Annotated in this window: 12 protein-coding genes and 1 tRNA gene; 10 read left to right on the forward strand and 3 right to left on the reverse strand. The window is 67.4% G+C overall.

The genetic code is table 11. The features are described from left to right. The first annotated feature begins 1 nt into the window (after nucleotide 1). The 4 genes from FB473_RS06155 (at nucleotide 2) to cysK (ending at nucleotide 4506) form a co-directional block, all read left to right on the forward strand. Nucleotides 2-748 carry a lysophospholipid acyltransferase family protein gene (locus tag FB473_RS06155; RefSeq protein WP_167165628.1) on the forward strand — a complete coding sequence of 249 codons (747 nt, stop codon included), beginning with the start codon at nucleotides 2-4 and terminating at the stop codon, nucleotides 746-748. 393 nt (nucleotides 749-1141) lie between these two features. Beyond that, the gene (der, locus tag FB473_RS06160) at nucleotides 1142-2497 is read left to right on the forward strand and encodes a ribosome biogenesis GTPase Der (RefSeq protein WP_341770054.1); all 1356 of its coding nucleotides are present in this window, start codon (nucleotides 1142-1144) and stop codon (nucleotides 2495-2497) included. A gap of 231 nt (nucleotides 2498-2728) precedes the next feature. Further along, nucleotides 2729-3574, forward strand: a complete 846-nt coding sequence (gene cysE, locus FB473_RS06165; protein WP_167165630.1) for a serine O-acetyltransferase — start codon at nucleotides 2729-2731, stop codon at nucleotides 3572-3574. Then, nucleotides 3571-4506: a cysteine synthase A gene (gene cysK / locus FB473_RS06170; RefSeq protein ID WP_167165631.1), complete on the forward strand. Its 936-nt coding sequence runs from the start codon at nucleotides 3571-3573 to the stop codon at nucleotides 4504-4506. The genes cysE and cysK overlap by 4 nt, the downstream gene beginning before the upstream one ends. Nucleotides 4507-4579: 73 nt before the next feature. Here the strand turns inward: cysK and FB473_RS06175 are convergent, their stop codons facing one another. Together FB473_RS06175 and FB473_RS06180 are read right to left on the reverse strand one after the other, a co-directional pair. Then, nucleotides 4580-5401, reverse strand: coding sequence for a DUF5808 domain-containing protein (locus FB473_RS06175; RefSeq protein ID WP_167165632.1), 822 nt, complete (start codon nucleotides 5399-5401; stop codon nucleotides 4580-4582). Next, a complete protein-coding gene (locus FB473_RS06180; protein ID WP_167165633.1) occupies nucleotides 5398-5730 on the reverse strand; it encodes a PadR family transcriptional regulator in 333 nt (110 codons plus the stop codon). Before FB473_RS06180 ends, FB473_RS06175 begins: the two co-directional genes overlap by 4 nt. A 123-nt stretch (nucleotides 5731-5853) precedes the next feature. Here FB473_RS06180 and recQ point away from each other — a divergent pair, with 123 nt between their 5' ends. Beyond that, nucleotides 5854-7764: a DNA helicase RecQ gene (gene recQ / locus FB473_RS06185; RefSeq protein ID WP_167165634.1), complete on the forward strand. Its 1911-nt coding sequence runs from the start codon at nucleotides 5854-5856 to the stop codon at nucleotides 7762-7764. Nucleotides 7765-7892: 128 nt separating this feature from the next. Beyond that, nucleotides 7893-7969 (forward strand) — tRNA-Pro (locus tag FB473_RS06190). 388 nt (nucleotides 7970-8357) lie between these two features. Here FB473_RS06190 and FB473_RS06195 read toward each other — a convergent pair. Further along, entirely contained in the window at nucleotides 8358-9404 is a 1047-nt protein-coding gene (locus FB473_RS06195) for a hypothetical protein (RefSeq protein ID WP_167165635.1), read from the reverse strand. Between the two features lie 423 nt (nucleotides 9405-9827). Between FB473_RS06195 and FB473_RS06200 the strand changes: the two genes are divergently transcribed. From FB473_RS06200 to FB473_RS06215, 4 genes are all read left to right on the forward strand, one after another. After that, entirely contained in the window at nucleotides 9828-10499 is a 672-nt protein-coding gene (locus FB473_RS06200; protein ID WP_243863489.1) for a type IV toxin-antitoxin system AbiEi family antitoxin domain-containing protein, read from the forward strand. Then, the gene (locus FB473_RS06205) at nucleotides 10496-11395 is read left to right on the forward strand and encodes a nucleotidyl transferase AbiEii/AbiGii toxin family protein (protein ID WP_341770056.1); all 900 of its coding nucleotides are present in this window, start codon (nucleotides 10496-10498) and stop codon (nucleotides 11393-11395) included. Before FB473_RS06200 ends, FB473_RS06205 begins: the two co-directional genes overlap by 4 nt. Nucleotides 11396-12237: 842 nt before the next feature. Further along, nucleotides 12238-12666 carry a MarR family winged helix-turn-helix transcriptional regulator gene (locus FB473_RS06210; RefSeq protein WP_167165637.1) on the forward strand — a complete coding sequence of 143 codons (429 nt, stop codon included), beginning with the start codon at nucleotides 12238-12240 and terminating at the stop codon, nucleotides 12664-12666. Beyond that, the gene (locus FB473_RS06215) at nucleotides 12663-14105 is read left to right on the forward strand and encodes a DHA2 family efflux MFS transporter permease subunit (protein WP_167165638.1); all 1443 of its coding nucleotides are present in this window, start codon (nucleotides 12663-12665) and stop codon (nucleotides 14103-14105) included. The genes FB473_RS06210 and FB473_RS06215 overlap by 4 nt, the downstream gene beginning before the upstream one ends. The last annotated feature ends 22 nt before the right edge of the window (nucleotides 14106-14127 follow it).

Raw genomic sequence — 14127 nt, forward strand, 5'->3', positions numbered from 1 at the left:
CATGAGCCTCGACGCACTCCAGCCGAACCGGACATCCGACACCCCATCGAACCGCGGTCCTGCCTCCGCGTCGAGTCCCGTGCACGGGCTGCCCGGCACTGCGCACCTGCCAGCCCTCCCCATGCGTGCGCTGCGAGGCTGGCGCGGCGTCGGGCGCGTCGCCTTCGGCGCCCTGTGGAACATCCGTACGCATTTGCACCACAACCTCCCGGACGGCCCGGCCATCATCGCCCCCAACCACACGGCTGCCATCGACGGCCCGCTCATCGTGCTGGCCAGCCCCGACACGTTCGCCCTCGCGAAGTCGGAACTGTTCAGTTCGCCGGTGGCCCCCCTGTTGCGGGTGGCCGGTCAGATCCCGCTCGAACGCACCTTCCCGGACGTCGACGGCCTGCGCCGTGCGGTCCATGTGCTGCGGTCGGGGCGGAAGCTGGCGATCTTTCCCGAGGGACGCCGGGGCAGCGGCGACTTTACCCAGTTCCGCGGCGGTGTGGCCTGGCTGGCGTTGGTGACCGGCGTTCCGGTCGTCCCGGTCGCCATCCTGGGGACCAAGCCCTCGGGGACCGACCTGAATGCCGTGCCCCGGCTGCGCGCGACGATCGACGTCGTGTTCGGCGGGGCTCGGCACTATGCCGAAGCCGCTTGGCCGCGCACGAGCGACGAGGTGTCCCGGGTGCGCGACGAACTCCAGACGGCCTGCGTCGAGCACCTGGCGTTCGCACAACGACTGGTCGGCCGCGCCCTGTAGGGGTTTCGAGGGGCCGGGTCGTCCCTTCGACGGGCTCAGGGGTCGCTTGCAGGGTGTTCGTTGAGCTTGTCGAAGCGAGCCTTCGTCCCTTCGACGGGCTCAGGGACCGCTTGCAGGGTGCTCGTTGAGCTTGTCGAAGCGAGCCTCCGTCCCTTCGACGGGCTCAGGGATCATCTGGGAGGGTGTTCGTTGAGCTTGTCGAAGCGAGCTTCCGTCCCTTCGACAGGCTCAGGGATCGTTTGTGGGTGGTGGCGGGGATCGTTCGCGGGTGGTGGTGGGGATCGTTCGCGGGTGGTGGTTGAGCCTGTCGAAACCGCCACGTCGAGGAGCGCAACGAGCTCCAGGCGGGCGATCCCGGAGCGGCTGCGGGGCCATCGAGTAGCCTTGTTGCTTGTGAGTGAGCCCACTGTCCCCGAATCCGCCCTCGTCGCGCGTCCTGTCGTCGCGGTGGTCGGGCGTCCGAATGTGGGCAAGTCCACATTGGTCAACCGCGTCCTCGGGCGCAGAGAGGCCGTCGTCCAGGACACGCCCGGGGTCACCCGGGACCGCGTGAGCTACGACGCCGAATGGAGCGGCCGCGAGTTCGTGCTGGTCGACACCGGTGGATGGGCCTCGGACGCCACCGGCATGGCCGCGCAGATCGCCGAGCAGGCCGAGATCGCGATCCAGCTGGCCGATGCCGTGATCTTCGTCGTGGACGCCACCGTCGGCGTGACGGACGAGGACGAGGCCGTCGTCCAGGTGCTGCGCCGCAGCCGCAAGCCCGTCCTCCTCGTCGCGAACAAGGTGGACGACCCGCGTCGCGAGGCCGACGCCGCCGCCATGTGGCGCCTCGGCCTGGGCGAGCCCTACTCGGTGTCGGCGCTGCACGGCCGGGGGTCCGGCGACATGCTCGACGCGCTGCTCGCGAAGCTGCCCGAGGAGGGGTCCGCGGAGGCCGACGAGCCGGGCGGTCCCAGGCGCGTCGCGATCGTGGGCAAGCCCAACGTCGGCAAGTCGTCGTTGCTGAACAAGCTGGCGGGCCAGACGCGTTCGGTCGTGTCGGACGTGTCGGGCACGACGGTCGATCCCGTGGACGAACTCGTCGAGATCGGCGGGGTGCCGTACCGCCTGATCGACACGGCAGGCATCCGCAAGCGGGTCAAGGAGGCCTCCGGCAGCGAGTACTACGCGTGGCTGCGTACCCAGGCCGCCATCGAACGCGCCGAGTGCTGCGTCGTGGTCGTGGACGCGTCCGAGCCGGTCTCGGAACAGGATCTGAAGATCCTGTCCGGGGTGGAGGAAGCGGGCAAGGCGCTGGTCATCGCCTACAACAAGTGGGACCTGACCGACGAGGAACGTCGCCGCTACCTCACCCGTGAGATCGAGCGCGATCTCGGGGTGTGGGCGTGGGCTCCGCACGTGAACATCTCCGCGCTCACGGGGCGCAACGTCGACAAGCTGGCCAAGGCCATCGACGCGGCGCTGGAGGGCTGGGAGACCCGAGTGTCGACAGGGCAGCTCAACTCGTTCCTCGGACGCGTGGTGGCGTCCCACCCGCACCCGGTGCGCGGCGGCAAGCAGCCGAGGATCCTGTTCGGGACGCAGGCCCATGTGGGCCCGCCCACCTTCGCCCTGTTCACCTCGGGGCAGATGGACGCTCAGTACGTCCGCTTCATCGAGCGCCGCCTGCGCGAGGAGTTCGGGTTCATCGGCACGCCCGTGCACATCGAGGTTCGCGCCCGGGCCAAGCGCAAGGACCGGAACTGAGCCCGCACGGACGACATCGGCGACGCTGGGATGCCGATGTACGATGAACCCCATGGTGGTGATCATCAGCCAGGCCAGGTGCGCTACGCGCTGCATGACGCCGTGTTGTCGCTGTTGTCGTTGACCCCGTCCGAGCCAGCCAGCGCGCGAATCCCGTCAGCCGGGCCCATGCCCGCGTGACGGATTTCTCCCTCATCTCACCATCATTCGATCGAAGTTCTGAGGCGCACCATGACCAACCATCACGATGCCGTGTGGGCCCGGATCCGTGCGGAGGCGCGCGCCGATGCCCGATCCGAACCGGCACTGGCCAGTCTTCTGCACACCGACATCCTCTCGCACCGCACTTTGGAGGACTCGCTCGGCCATATCCTCGCGGGCAAGCTCGGGAGCCAGTCGATCCCGTCGCTCAGCCTGCAGAAGATCTTCAGCGAGGCCCTCGAGGAGGACCCGCACATCGGGTTCGCGGTACGCGAGGATCTGCGAGCGGTACTCAGCCGTGATCCGGCGTGCCGCGGCTTTTCCACGCCCTTCCTGTACTTCAAGGGGTTTCACTCGCTGCAGGTCTACCGGGTGGCGCATTTCTACTGGACGCACGATCGTCCCGCGTTGGCGCTGTATCTGCAGGGCCGCAACTCGGAAGTGTTCGCCGTGGACATCCACCCCGGTGCCAGGATCGGCAAGGGAATCATGTTCGACCATGCCACCTCGGTCGTCATCGGCGAGACGGCCGTGGTCGGGGACGACTTCTCGATGCTGCACGAGGTGACCCTCGGGGGAACGGGAAAGGTGGGTGGTGATCGTCACCCGAAGGTCGGCCGGGGTGTGATGATCGGCGCGGGGGCCAAGGTGCTGGGGAACATCACGATCGGCGAGGGCGCCAAGATCGGCGCCGGGTCGGTCGTCCTGGCGGACGTTCCCGCCTACACCACCGTGGCCGGCGTGCCTGCCCGACCGGTCAGCTACCCTCCCAATGCCATGCCCGCAATGGAGGACGAGCCCCCGTCGCTGGAAGAAGAGGCTCCCGCACCACACGTGGAGGCGGCGGTCACCGATCCGTTGGAAAGTCGTCCATGAGCCGTATTCACCAGAGCCTGACCGAGTTGGTCGGGCACACGCCGTTGCTCCAGCTCCAGCATCTCGCCGGCTCCGACCGGGCACGTGTGCTGGTGAAACTGGAGTTCTTCAACCCGTTGGCCAGCGTGAAGGACCGCACCGCACTGTCGATCGTGCGAGCCGCCGAACGCGACGGTCGGCTGCGGCCGGGCGGCACCATCGTCGAGGCGACGAGCGGTAACACGGGCATCGCCCTGGCATGGATCGGCGCCTGCCTGGGGTACTGCGTCGTGCTCGTCATGCCGGACGACGTGTCGACCGAGCGGCGGCTTCTGCTGAAGGGGCTGGGTGCGCAGCTGGAGCTGACACCCGGCACCGAGGGAATGGCCGGGGCCAACCGGCGTGCGGGCGAGATCATCGACGCCATTCCGGGTGCCTTTCTGTCCGGTCAGGGCGGCAACCCGGCGAACCCCGCCGTGCACGAGTCGACGACCGGGCCGGAGATCTGGGCCGACACCGATGGGCAGGTGGACGCCGTTGTGGCTGCCACGGGCACGGGAGGGACGATCTCGGGCACGGGACGATTCCTGCGCCGTTTCAACCCGGACGTCGCCGTCATCGGTGTCGAGCCGGACGAAGCGCCCGTGCTGAACGGCGGCGAGTGGCGTCCACACAAGATCCAGGGCATCACGGGGGGCAGCGGTGTGCCGCCCGTCACGGATCAGGAACTGATCGACGAGGTGCTGCGGGTGCCGCAGGACGAGGCGATCGCGTTCGCGAGGCGGGCGATGACCGAGGAAGGGCTGGTCGTCGGAATCTCGTCCGGGGCGGTGCTGGCGGGGCTCGCCCGGCTGGCGGAGCGTCCGGAGTTCGAGGGGAAGACCCTGGTGGGCGTCCTCGCCGACACCGGCGAGCGGTACCTGTCGACCGAGCTGTTCGACCACGTGCGGTAGGGGCCGTCGCCTCCTCCGGGGAATTATTGGGGTTGATCGCAGGTCGAGTTCGACCCACGATCAACCCCAATAATCACGAGGCCGCGTTGCGCCAGCGCTCGGTGAGCGCGGCACGCACCGGCAGGTAGCTGAGGAGCAACTGGATCGTCCCGGCCAACCCGATGGAGGCGAGCATGACGGCCTGGCCCTTCGGCTTGGTGGCCAGCTGCGCGGAGGTGCCTGCGGCGATCGTCGCCAGGGACGCGCCGACCGCGGGCATGGTCAGGCGCTGAGCGGGAGCGAGAGAGTCGTCCGCGGAGGCGGCCACCAGGGCCGCGGCACCCAGAGGCATGAGCGTACCGAGCACGAGATTGGCCGTCTGCGGCTTGCCGGTTTGCTTGATGAGGACATCGCGGCGGGCATGCAGGAAGGCGACCGCTGCCAGGGCGGTGGCGAGTGGAACCAGCGCGAGCACCCGGCTGGGGACGAGATGATCGTCGGCCGCCGAGGCCAGGATCTCGTCGTCCGCGTCATCGGGGCGGAGAAGCCCGAGGCGCACGGCGACCGCACCCATGTTGAGCGTCCACCCCGCGCCGAAGACGCGGGGAATCACCAGACGTTCGTCGGTGGGGTCGAACGTGGAGGCGAGGCGCTTGCCGATGCCGGGGCCGAATGAGTTCGGGAGGCCGAGGACGCGGTGGAAGGCGCCGTCCGCGGTGCCGAACTGCTCGTCCAGGTTGGCGGCGTAATCCAGGGCGGGTCCCGCGTCGGTGACGGCACTGCCGACCGACGTTGCTGTTGCCGCTTCCGCAAGGGCCTCCCGCAGGTCGGCGAGGGCCTGGGCGCGTTTGCGCCCGCGGAGCCGCAGGTGACGTCCGACCTCGCGAACGTAGTCGTCGATGGGTGTCGTGGTCATCGTCCGGCCTCCTCGAAGAGGGTGTTCATGGCGTGGACGAGCTGTTTCCACGCCGTCCGCTGGGACGCGAGCTGGGCCTGGCCGGCGGGGGAGAGCCGGTAGTACTTGCGGGGCGGGCCGACCGGGGATTCCTGCCAGGTGGTCTCGACCAGGCCGGAGTTCTTGAGCCGTGTGAGCAGCGGGTAGATCGTGCCGCTCGTGGCCTCCAGGCCGGGACGGGCGGACAGGTCGTCCACCACCTCGACCCCGTAGCGCGGTTGGGTGCTCAGCAGCGTGAGGACCGCCAGTTCGAGGGAGCCCTTCCGCAGCTGGGTGGAGATGTCGTCCATGAGGTAGATGGTAGCGCCAGCTAGTATGTGGTGCAAGGTTATTGGTGATGCAAAGTTGGTGGGTCGTGGGGTCCGGGACGACGCGTCGGTGGCGACACGGTGGTGTCACCGCACGCGTCTACCATGACGTCTGTGCCGACCCCGATTCCCGACGTTCAGGTGGCCGCCTCCGAGCGGCCCATCGCGTTGTCCGTGCTGCGCTCCACTTTCGGCTACGACAGCTTCCGGGGCGAGCAGGAGCAGATCATCGACCACGTCGTCGGGGGCGGGGACGCGCTGGTGCTGATGCCCACCGGTGGTGGGAAATCGCTGTGTTACCAGATTCCGGCGCTGGTGCGGCCCGGAGTGGGGGTGGTGGTCTCGCCGCTGATCGCCCTGATGCACGACCAGGTGACCGCGCTGGAGGCGCTCGGGGTGCGGGCGGGATTCCTCAACTCGACGCAGACCTCCGCCGAGAGGTACGCCACCGAGCAGGCGGCGCTGGCCGGCGAACTCGACCTGGTGTATCTGGCGCCGGAGCGGCTCGGGCTGGAACGCACCCAGGAGTTCCTCGACCGGGTGCGGGTGTCGGTGTTCGCCATCGACGAGGCCCACTGTGTCTCTCAGTGGGGGCACGACTTCCGCCCCGACTACCTCAAGTTGTCGGTGCTGGGGGAGCGCTGGCCCGAGATCCCGCGCATCGCGCTGACCGCGACCGCCACCCCCGCGACGCGACGCGAGATCGTCGAGAGGCTCGGGCTGCAGCGGGCACGCACCTTCGTCGCCAGCTTCGATCGGCCGAACATCCGGTACCGCATCGAGCCGAAGCAGCAGCCGCTGCGTCAACTCGTCGACCTGATCCGCACCGAGCACGACGGGGACGCCGGCATCGTCTACTGCCTGTCGCGGAACTCAGTCGAGAAGACCGCGGAGGCGCTCGTCCGCGAGGGGATTCCGGCGCTGCCGTACCACGCCGGCCTGCCCGGAGATGTTCGTGCCGAGCACCAGTCACGGTTCCTGCGCGAGGACGGCCTGGTGATGGTGGCGACGATCGCGTTCGGCATGGGCATCGACAAGCCGGACGTGCGCTTCGTCGCGCACCTCGACTTGCCCCGCAGTATCGAGGGCTACTACCAGGAGACCGGGCGCGCGGGGCGCGACGGCCTGCCCGCGACGGCGTGGATGGCCTACGGGTTGGCCGACGTCGTGCAGCAGCGCCAGTTGATCGAGGGCTCCGACGGCGATGAGGCCCACAAACGGTTGCTCAGCCGCCAGCTGGACGCGATGCTGGGCCTGTGCGAGACGCTGCGGTGTCGCCGCCAGCTGATCCTCGAGCACTTCGGGGAGCACAGCGAGCCCTGCGGCAACTGCGACACCTGCTTGGAGCCTCCGACGCCCTGGGACGGCACGGTCGCCGCGCAGAAGCTGCTGTCGACGATCGTGCGGCTGAAGCGCGAGCGCAACCAACGCTTCGGCGCGGGGCAACTGATCGACATACTGCTCGGCAGGCACACTCCCAAGATCGCGCGGTGGCACCACGACCAGCTGAGTACCTTCGGCATCGGCACCGAGCTGACCGACCTCCAGTGGCGGGCGGTCGTCCGGCAACTGCTGGCCGAGGGATTGGCGGCGGTGTCGGCCGACGGGCACGGGACCCTGGAGCTGACCGAGACCTCATGGCCGGTGCTGCGGGGTGAGCAGACGGTGGCCCTGCGCCAGGACCCGGTGGTTCAGGCCGGTGCTGGTCGGCGGCGGAAGGGGAACTCGTCGGGTGGGGGAGCTTCGCGCACCCGCTCGGCTGCCGCCGGCGAGTTGTCGGCGGACGACCGGGAGCTCTTCGAACGGCTGCGGGCCTGGCGTGCCGAGACCGCCCGGGCAGCGGCCGTGCCCGCCTACGTCGTGTTCCCGGACGCCACCCTGGTCGCGATCGCGCAGCAGCGGCCGGACTCGCGGGACGCGTTGTCGGGGATCAGTGGGGTGGGGGCGAAGAAGCTCGAACTGTACGGGGACGCCATCGTCGGGATCGTCGGTAGCGCCGGGGCTGTAGGGGAGTGATGGGGGTGCTTGCCGGGACGTGTCGCCGATTGGTGGCCGTGGTGGATGGCACGCTGGTCGTCCGGTTGGGACTTTGGGGCTGGTTCCGGTAACGTAGGTCAACGGATCGGGCGTCGAGCCGGGTCTGGCGGGCTGTAGCGCAGCTTGGTAGCGCACTTGACTGGGGGTCAAGGGGTCGCAGGTTCAAATCCTGTCAGCCCGACCATGTGAAATGCCTTGTCAAAGGCTGGTTTCAGAGGCATTCGAAGGGCCGCGTGCGACAAATGCGCGACAGTGCTCACCGTTCCGTTCTCCGAACGGGGAGAACGGACATGGCCACCACCAAAACCGGTCATTCCAGAACAAGATACACTACGCCGCGCATCTGCACACCGCCGCGTTCGCCTGGCCGTTGGGACGAGGGTGAATCGCAACTCGAAGAGTCTTTCGCCGAAGCTGCGGGAGAAGGGCATACGTGCGTTCGATCCCAAACTCTGTGAGCCGGTCGACGAACACAGCGACCGTTCCCAGCGAGCGGCGGACGGGTCTCGCAATTGGCAGCTGCATGTTGATGGAGCAGCCCGTGAAGTCGAGTGGCACAAGCGGGCCATGAGTCAATCGCCTATCTGAGTGCGAATGGAGTCAAGTGACACGCTGAACCACTCGGTACCGATGAAGAGGTGGAGATCGCTCCCTCGAGCATGCCGCCAGCCAGCGCCTGGCAGCGGATCGCCCGACGGGTCGACGAGAACGCCACGCATCGCGGGGTTCCAGTCCTGCGTTGGCAGTTCGCCAACACGCACGAGGTCTGGCGCACCGTAGTAGCCGACCAAGGCAACTCGGGGCTCGTCCACGAGAATCTGATAGGCGGCGTGGTTGCCCCAACCGACAAGCTCCGCGCAGTCGGCGACGATCCTCACGATCGGCCAGTCGCCGTAGTAGCTCGACCACACGGCGTGGTCGGCGACGTTCAGCGTGTAGCAGTCGTCGATGAACGGCGGGGCGTTGGGGTCGCTGAGAGTGGTCACCGGAAACGTCCAGTCGAGCGCGAGGTGTTGATCAAATCGGACGATTCCCACGGAACTGGCACCGTACACGCCCTCGTCTGAGTAACCCACCCACAGACGATCCTCGCCGTCTAGGTACGCGTGCTCGACTCCGTCCGAGACTGGCGCTCTCTCCAGTAGCTCGCCTTGCGAGGAGAAGACAAGTGCGTTCTGGTCGGAGCCACCTACGGGTTGGCCTGCACGCGAGCCGACGAGCAGGATGCGACCGTCCTGATAGCGCTGTGCGTGAGCATACGCGGGCATCAAACCCCTGAGTTCGGTCGTGGACCCGGCGACCGTGACAACGAGGCGCACGTCGCGATCCGTCCGGATGCTCGCCCAACTCCCACCGAAGGTTGAAGCGGCATTCGGATTGAGGCGCGCCGGGTTCGCGTCGGGCCCGTGGCGTCCGAACATCGCAGCGCGATCCGGAGCACTCGCCCAGACCACAATCGGCTCTCCGGAGAAAGTGACGGATGCAGTTACCAGGACGAGGTCCGAGTCGGGCGCCTCCAGCGCGCCATTATGCTGGACCCGGATCTTGCGAAACGCGGACGGGTAGTCCTGCCGAATGCTGGCGTCCCATGCTTCATACGCAGCGTCGTTATCATCCACGGCCACAATGCAACCAGACAGCGCTGACGAACGCGGGAGGTCAGGCTGCGGGCCACCACCGGTGTTCGACGATCTCGGCTTCGCGGGCCGCGAGCCAGACAGCGGCATCTGCCTTGGCGCTGATGGCGGTGGGAGTGCGGATCCAGGAGGCGCGGCCTGGTCCGACACGCCGGGGTTGGCGTAACGGGCTTGCCGCTTGCCCGAGGGTAGTTTCGTCACGCTGCCGAACGTGCGGTGCGAGCACGCCCGTGCTCTTGCCGAAGATGGTGCAGACCTGAGCTGGTCGACGGTACCCGCCGTGGTCGGGCTCGTTCTTGCGGGCACTATCGAGTATCTCCATGCTCCTCGTTGCGCCGGTCCGTCCGGGTGCTGTGCAGAAGTCAGCGGCTCCCAGCAGGAACCGTCAGTCTGTACTCGCGTTCCATGGCGTGGGCATCCAAGGAGCCCCTCGTCATCGGAAACCATCACAGGTATGCTCTATCTGTATTGAATTCCGCCGGATCGGAAGTGACGATGGACACCACGACGCTGCCCGACCTGCTCGGCTATGACGATCTCACCGCGCAGGGACTCACCCGGCATGGCCTCGACCGGCTCATTGAGTCGGGGGAGTTCGAGCGCATCGCCCCTGGCTTGTTCCTGCGAGCGGGGCTCGTGGACGACACGACGGCCGCGTGGATGGCGGTTGCGTCGAAGAAACCCGATGCGACGTTGTGCCTGCTTACAGCACTGTCGCTGCACGAACTGACCGACGAGATCCCTGCCTGGAGCGACATCGCTATCCCGCGCGGTACCCAGCCGGTCATCGTCCATCACGCACCCATTGTCTGGCACCGCTTCGACGCCGACACCTTCAGCATCGGTCGCAGCGAGCATGCACTGCCGGGCGGCCTGTCCATCGGCCTGTACTCCGCCGAGCGCACCCTGATCGACCTGTTCCGGTTGCGGCATGCGTGGGGCAGCGACCTCGCACTCGGGGCGCTTAAACGGTGGCTGCGCGGGCGCGGCAACAGCCCCGGCGCGCTGCTGGCGCTGGCGGAGAGCTTCCCGAAGGCGCGTCCCGCGATCCAGCAGGCACTGGAGGTGCTGCTGTGAGCCCGAACCCGCAGCATGGCACCCCGGCAGGGGAGGCGACCATCGCCATTCGTGGGCTTGCCCGGCGGAGCGGCGCGGACGTGCAGGAGCTGATGACCCTGTACGCGCTCGAAGGACTGCTGGCGCGGATCGCCCGCTCTGAGTACCGGGACGACTTCGTGCTGAAGGGCGGCGTGCTGCTTGCCGCGTTCGCAGCGCGCCGCCCGACGAAGGACATCGACCTGCAAGCCACCCGGCTCGCCGGAGACCCTGAGGAAGTCGCCGAGCGCGTCCGCGCCATGGTGACGCTGGATGTCGACGACGGGCTCGTGTTTTCCCCTGCCAGCGTCACCGCGACGATGATCCGCGACGAGGACGAGTACGCCGGGGTTCGAGTCAAGCTCACGGCGACACTCGGCACCGCGCGGCTGACGGTCGGGATAGATGTGAACTTCGGCGACCCAATCTGGCCCGCCCCGCGGCTCATAGACCTTCCTCGCGTCGTGCCCCTCGGGCTGGGGCCCGTGACACTGCTGGGCTACCCGCTGACGATGGTGCTGGCCGAGAAAGTCGTCACCGCCATCGACCGCGGCCTCGCCAACACTCGCTGGCGCGACTTCGCCGACGTATACGCGCTGACTCATCTCCACGAGGTCGACGCGGGCGAGTTCCGCGCGTCGGTGGAGACCGTCGCCGAGTACCGCAAGGTCGCACTGACGACTCTGCTGCCCGCGCTTGCGCCGATGGGTGAGCAGTCGCAGCAGAAATACCGCGCCTGGCGCACCCGGTCTCACCGCGAAGACGAACTTCCCGAGGTGTTCGCCGAGGTGCTCGCCGCGGTCGCCGGCTTCGCCGATCCCGTGCTGTCCTCCTCGGTGCCAGGCCGATGGAACCCCGTCGCCACATCCTGGGAGTGAGCGACCGGGCATACCGTTGGGCTACAGCCGCGGCGCGTTGCTCGGCGGCGCGGCCGCTTTCGGCGGGCTCGGGGCGTGGTTCGTCCGCGCATCGCGGCGGGCTGGGTCTCGACGCGGGCGAGGTCTTCCTCCACGATCTGTCCTGCGTCACGTCAGGCGTACAGGTCCCGCGGGTGCACTCCGTGTGCCCGGGCGGTCTCCGCCATGAACGTCGATGGAAGGGTCTCGTCGCACTCTTTCACGGACAAAATCCATGCATACAGGGGGACAAGAGCGTGCGGATTTTGTCCGTGACCGTGTGTGACGCTCTCCGGCTCACGAGGTCGACGTCGGCTCGGGGGAAGGTGGAGTCCGGTAGGGGCGCCGCGGCAGCCGGGTTGTGCTGCCATGAGGACGTCTGCGTCGCGAGCAGGCTTGATTTGCCGTCGCCATCCCGGCCGACGGCGCCGACGTGGTCGCTTTCCTCGGCCTCGAGCGTGACCGAATCGAGCACGACCCTCGTCGCGTACTCCATCCGCAGGGGTTCAGCTCCAAGCAGATGCGTCACTGGACAGACCTGCTGACGGCTACGTCCGCAACCGTTCTCTGATGAGCGAGCGCACCAAGGCGCGAAAGCCGGGCGTCTTCGTCCGTCAGCGGTTCCCGTGTAATCGACCACAGATCGAGAAGGTGTTCGCCGCCGACTCCATTATTGTCCCGCCGTCGTCTGGTCCCCGGGACGTGAGGTGGCCGTGATGCGATGGACCATGGTTCAGCCTGGCGGGCAGGGCGCGAGGCTTCGACTCTCGCCGAATTGGGCAGTCGATTCGATTAGGTCGCATGCGACCTATATGGTGGCAGCCATGGACTTGTTCGACATCAAGACGCTGAATACGGCGATAGAGGCCTTGCTCAACCGGCGGCTGGCCTCTGTGTCGCTCACCTACACCCAGGGAACCGTGCTCGAACTGCTGGTTCGCTCCGGGGAACGCGAAATCGTGCAGAAAGACCTGGAGGAGCGGCTCGGCCTGTCGCATCCCACGGTGAACGGTGTACTGAACCGGTTGTCGAGCAAGGGACTGGTCGTCTTCGAGACGAGCGAGAAAGACCGGAGACGGAAACGGGTGCACCTCACCGAGCAAGGGCGAGGATTGGCGGCGTACGTGTCCATCGTCGTGGACAAGATGTGTAACGAGCTCTTCGAGGGGTTCTCGGCAGACGAGGTCGAGGAGCTGGCCGCACTCGTCAGGCGCACGATCGAGAGCGTCCGCAGAGCAGGGTCCGATCGGTGACGGCGCCGTCTGATCCGCAGGAGGGCCTCGACATGCCCGAGAAAAGAGCATCAGGTCATCCGCATCCGTTCCGGGTGATCGTGGGTCCGCTCATCGCCGCCTTCGTCGGGGTGTACAGCGAAGCGGCCATGAACATCGCTCTGCCCGACCTCATGACGGTGTTCTCCGTCAGCGCCGCCGTCGTGCAGTGGCTGACCACGGGATACCTCCTGGCTGTGGGCATCCTGTTGCCGCTGTTCGGGGTGCTCGTGCGCTGGCTCACTACTCGTCAGCTCCTCGTTCTCGCCGCCGTGTGTTTCCTCGCCGGCGCCGTGCTCAGCGGCGCTGCCGTGTCCTTTCCCATGCTTGCTGCAGGCAGAATCGTTCAGGGCATGGCCACAGGCATCCTGCTTCCGCTCATCTTCAACACCGCTATCGCTGTCTATCCGGTGCGCAGGCGGGGAACCGCCATCGGGATGATCGGACTCGTGGTGATGTTCGCCCCGGCCATCAGCCCGGTTATTGCGGGTCTCATACTGCAATCCGCAACATGGAACTGGATCTTCTGGCTCATGATCCCGGTCCTCGTGGTCGCTCTGGTCGTGTCGATGCGATGGCTGGAGAACGTCCGCCCGATCACGCGGCCTCGGGTGGATGTCGCCTCCATCGTCATGTCTACCCTCGGTTTCGGCGGGGTGGTGTTGGGGCTCGGGCTTGGCGGGGACAACGGGTGGGTTGATCCTGTGGTCCTCGGTAGCCTCATCGTCGGCGTTCTGGGTGTTGCGGGTTTCAGTCGTCGTCAACTGCGCCTTGCCGAGCCGATGCTGGACGTGCGACCTTTCCGTCACCGCAACTTCCTCTTGAGCTCCCTGATCATCGTCGGCAACAACGCGATGCTGATGTGTGCGATCTTCCTCATTCCCATGTATCTACAGAACGCGAGGTCCGTCGCGGTCGTGGCAACTGGCCTGCTCATGCTCCCCGGCGGTGCCCTCAACGGTGTGTTCTCGGCGGCTTCGGGACGCGTCGCGGACGTCGCCAGCCCACGGGTGATGGTCCGTTGTGGTCTCGCGATCGCGATCATGGCCTCCCTCTTGCTGATGACGACCGGCGAGGCAAGGCCTCTGTGGTGGATTGTGCTCGGGCACTGCCTGCTCATGGTCGGCATCTCGCTGGCAAACGCGCCGACACAGACGTTGGGACTCAACGCGTTGCCACTCGATCTCGCGTCTGACGGGAGCACCATCTTGAGCACGCTTGCGCAGATCGGCGGGGCGGTGGGAACGGCGCTCGGCGCCAGCCTTCTCAGCGCCGGTGAACGCGCCACGGCTGCCGGGGGTACGGCGGCCGTAGCGGCGGGCGTCGGTTGGGGCTTCGCGTTCTCGCTGGGCATGGCGTGTGCGGGCCTCGTCTGTTCCCTGCTGATAAGCAGGAGAGAGCCGCTGTCGGATGCGAGATGAGTGAGGGTCGAGCACTTTCCCG

Origin of the sequence: Brooklawnia cerclae (genome assembly GCF_011758645.1) — a bacterium.
Classification (GTDB): domain Bacteria; phylum Actinomycetota; class Actinomycetes; order Propionibacteriales; family Propionibacteriaceae; genus Brooklawnia; species Brooklawnia cerclae.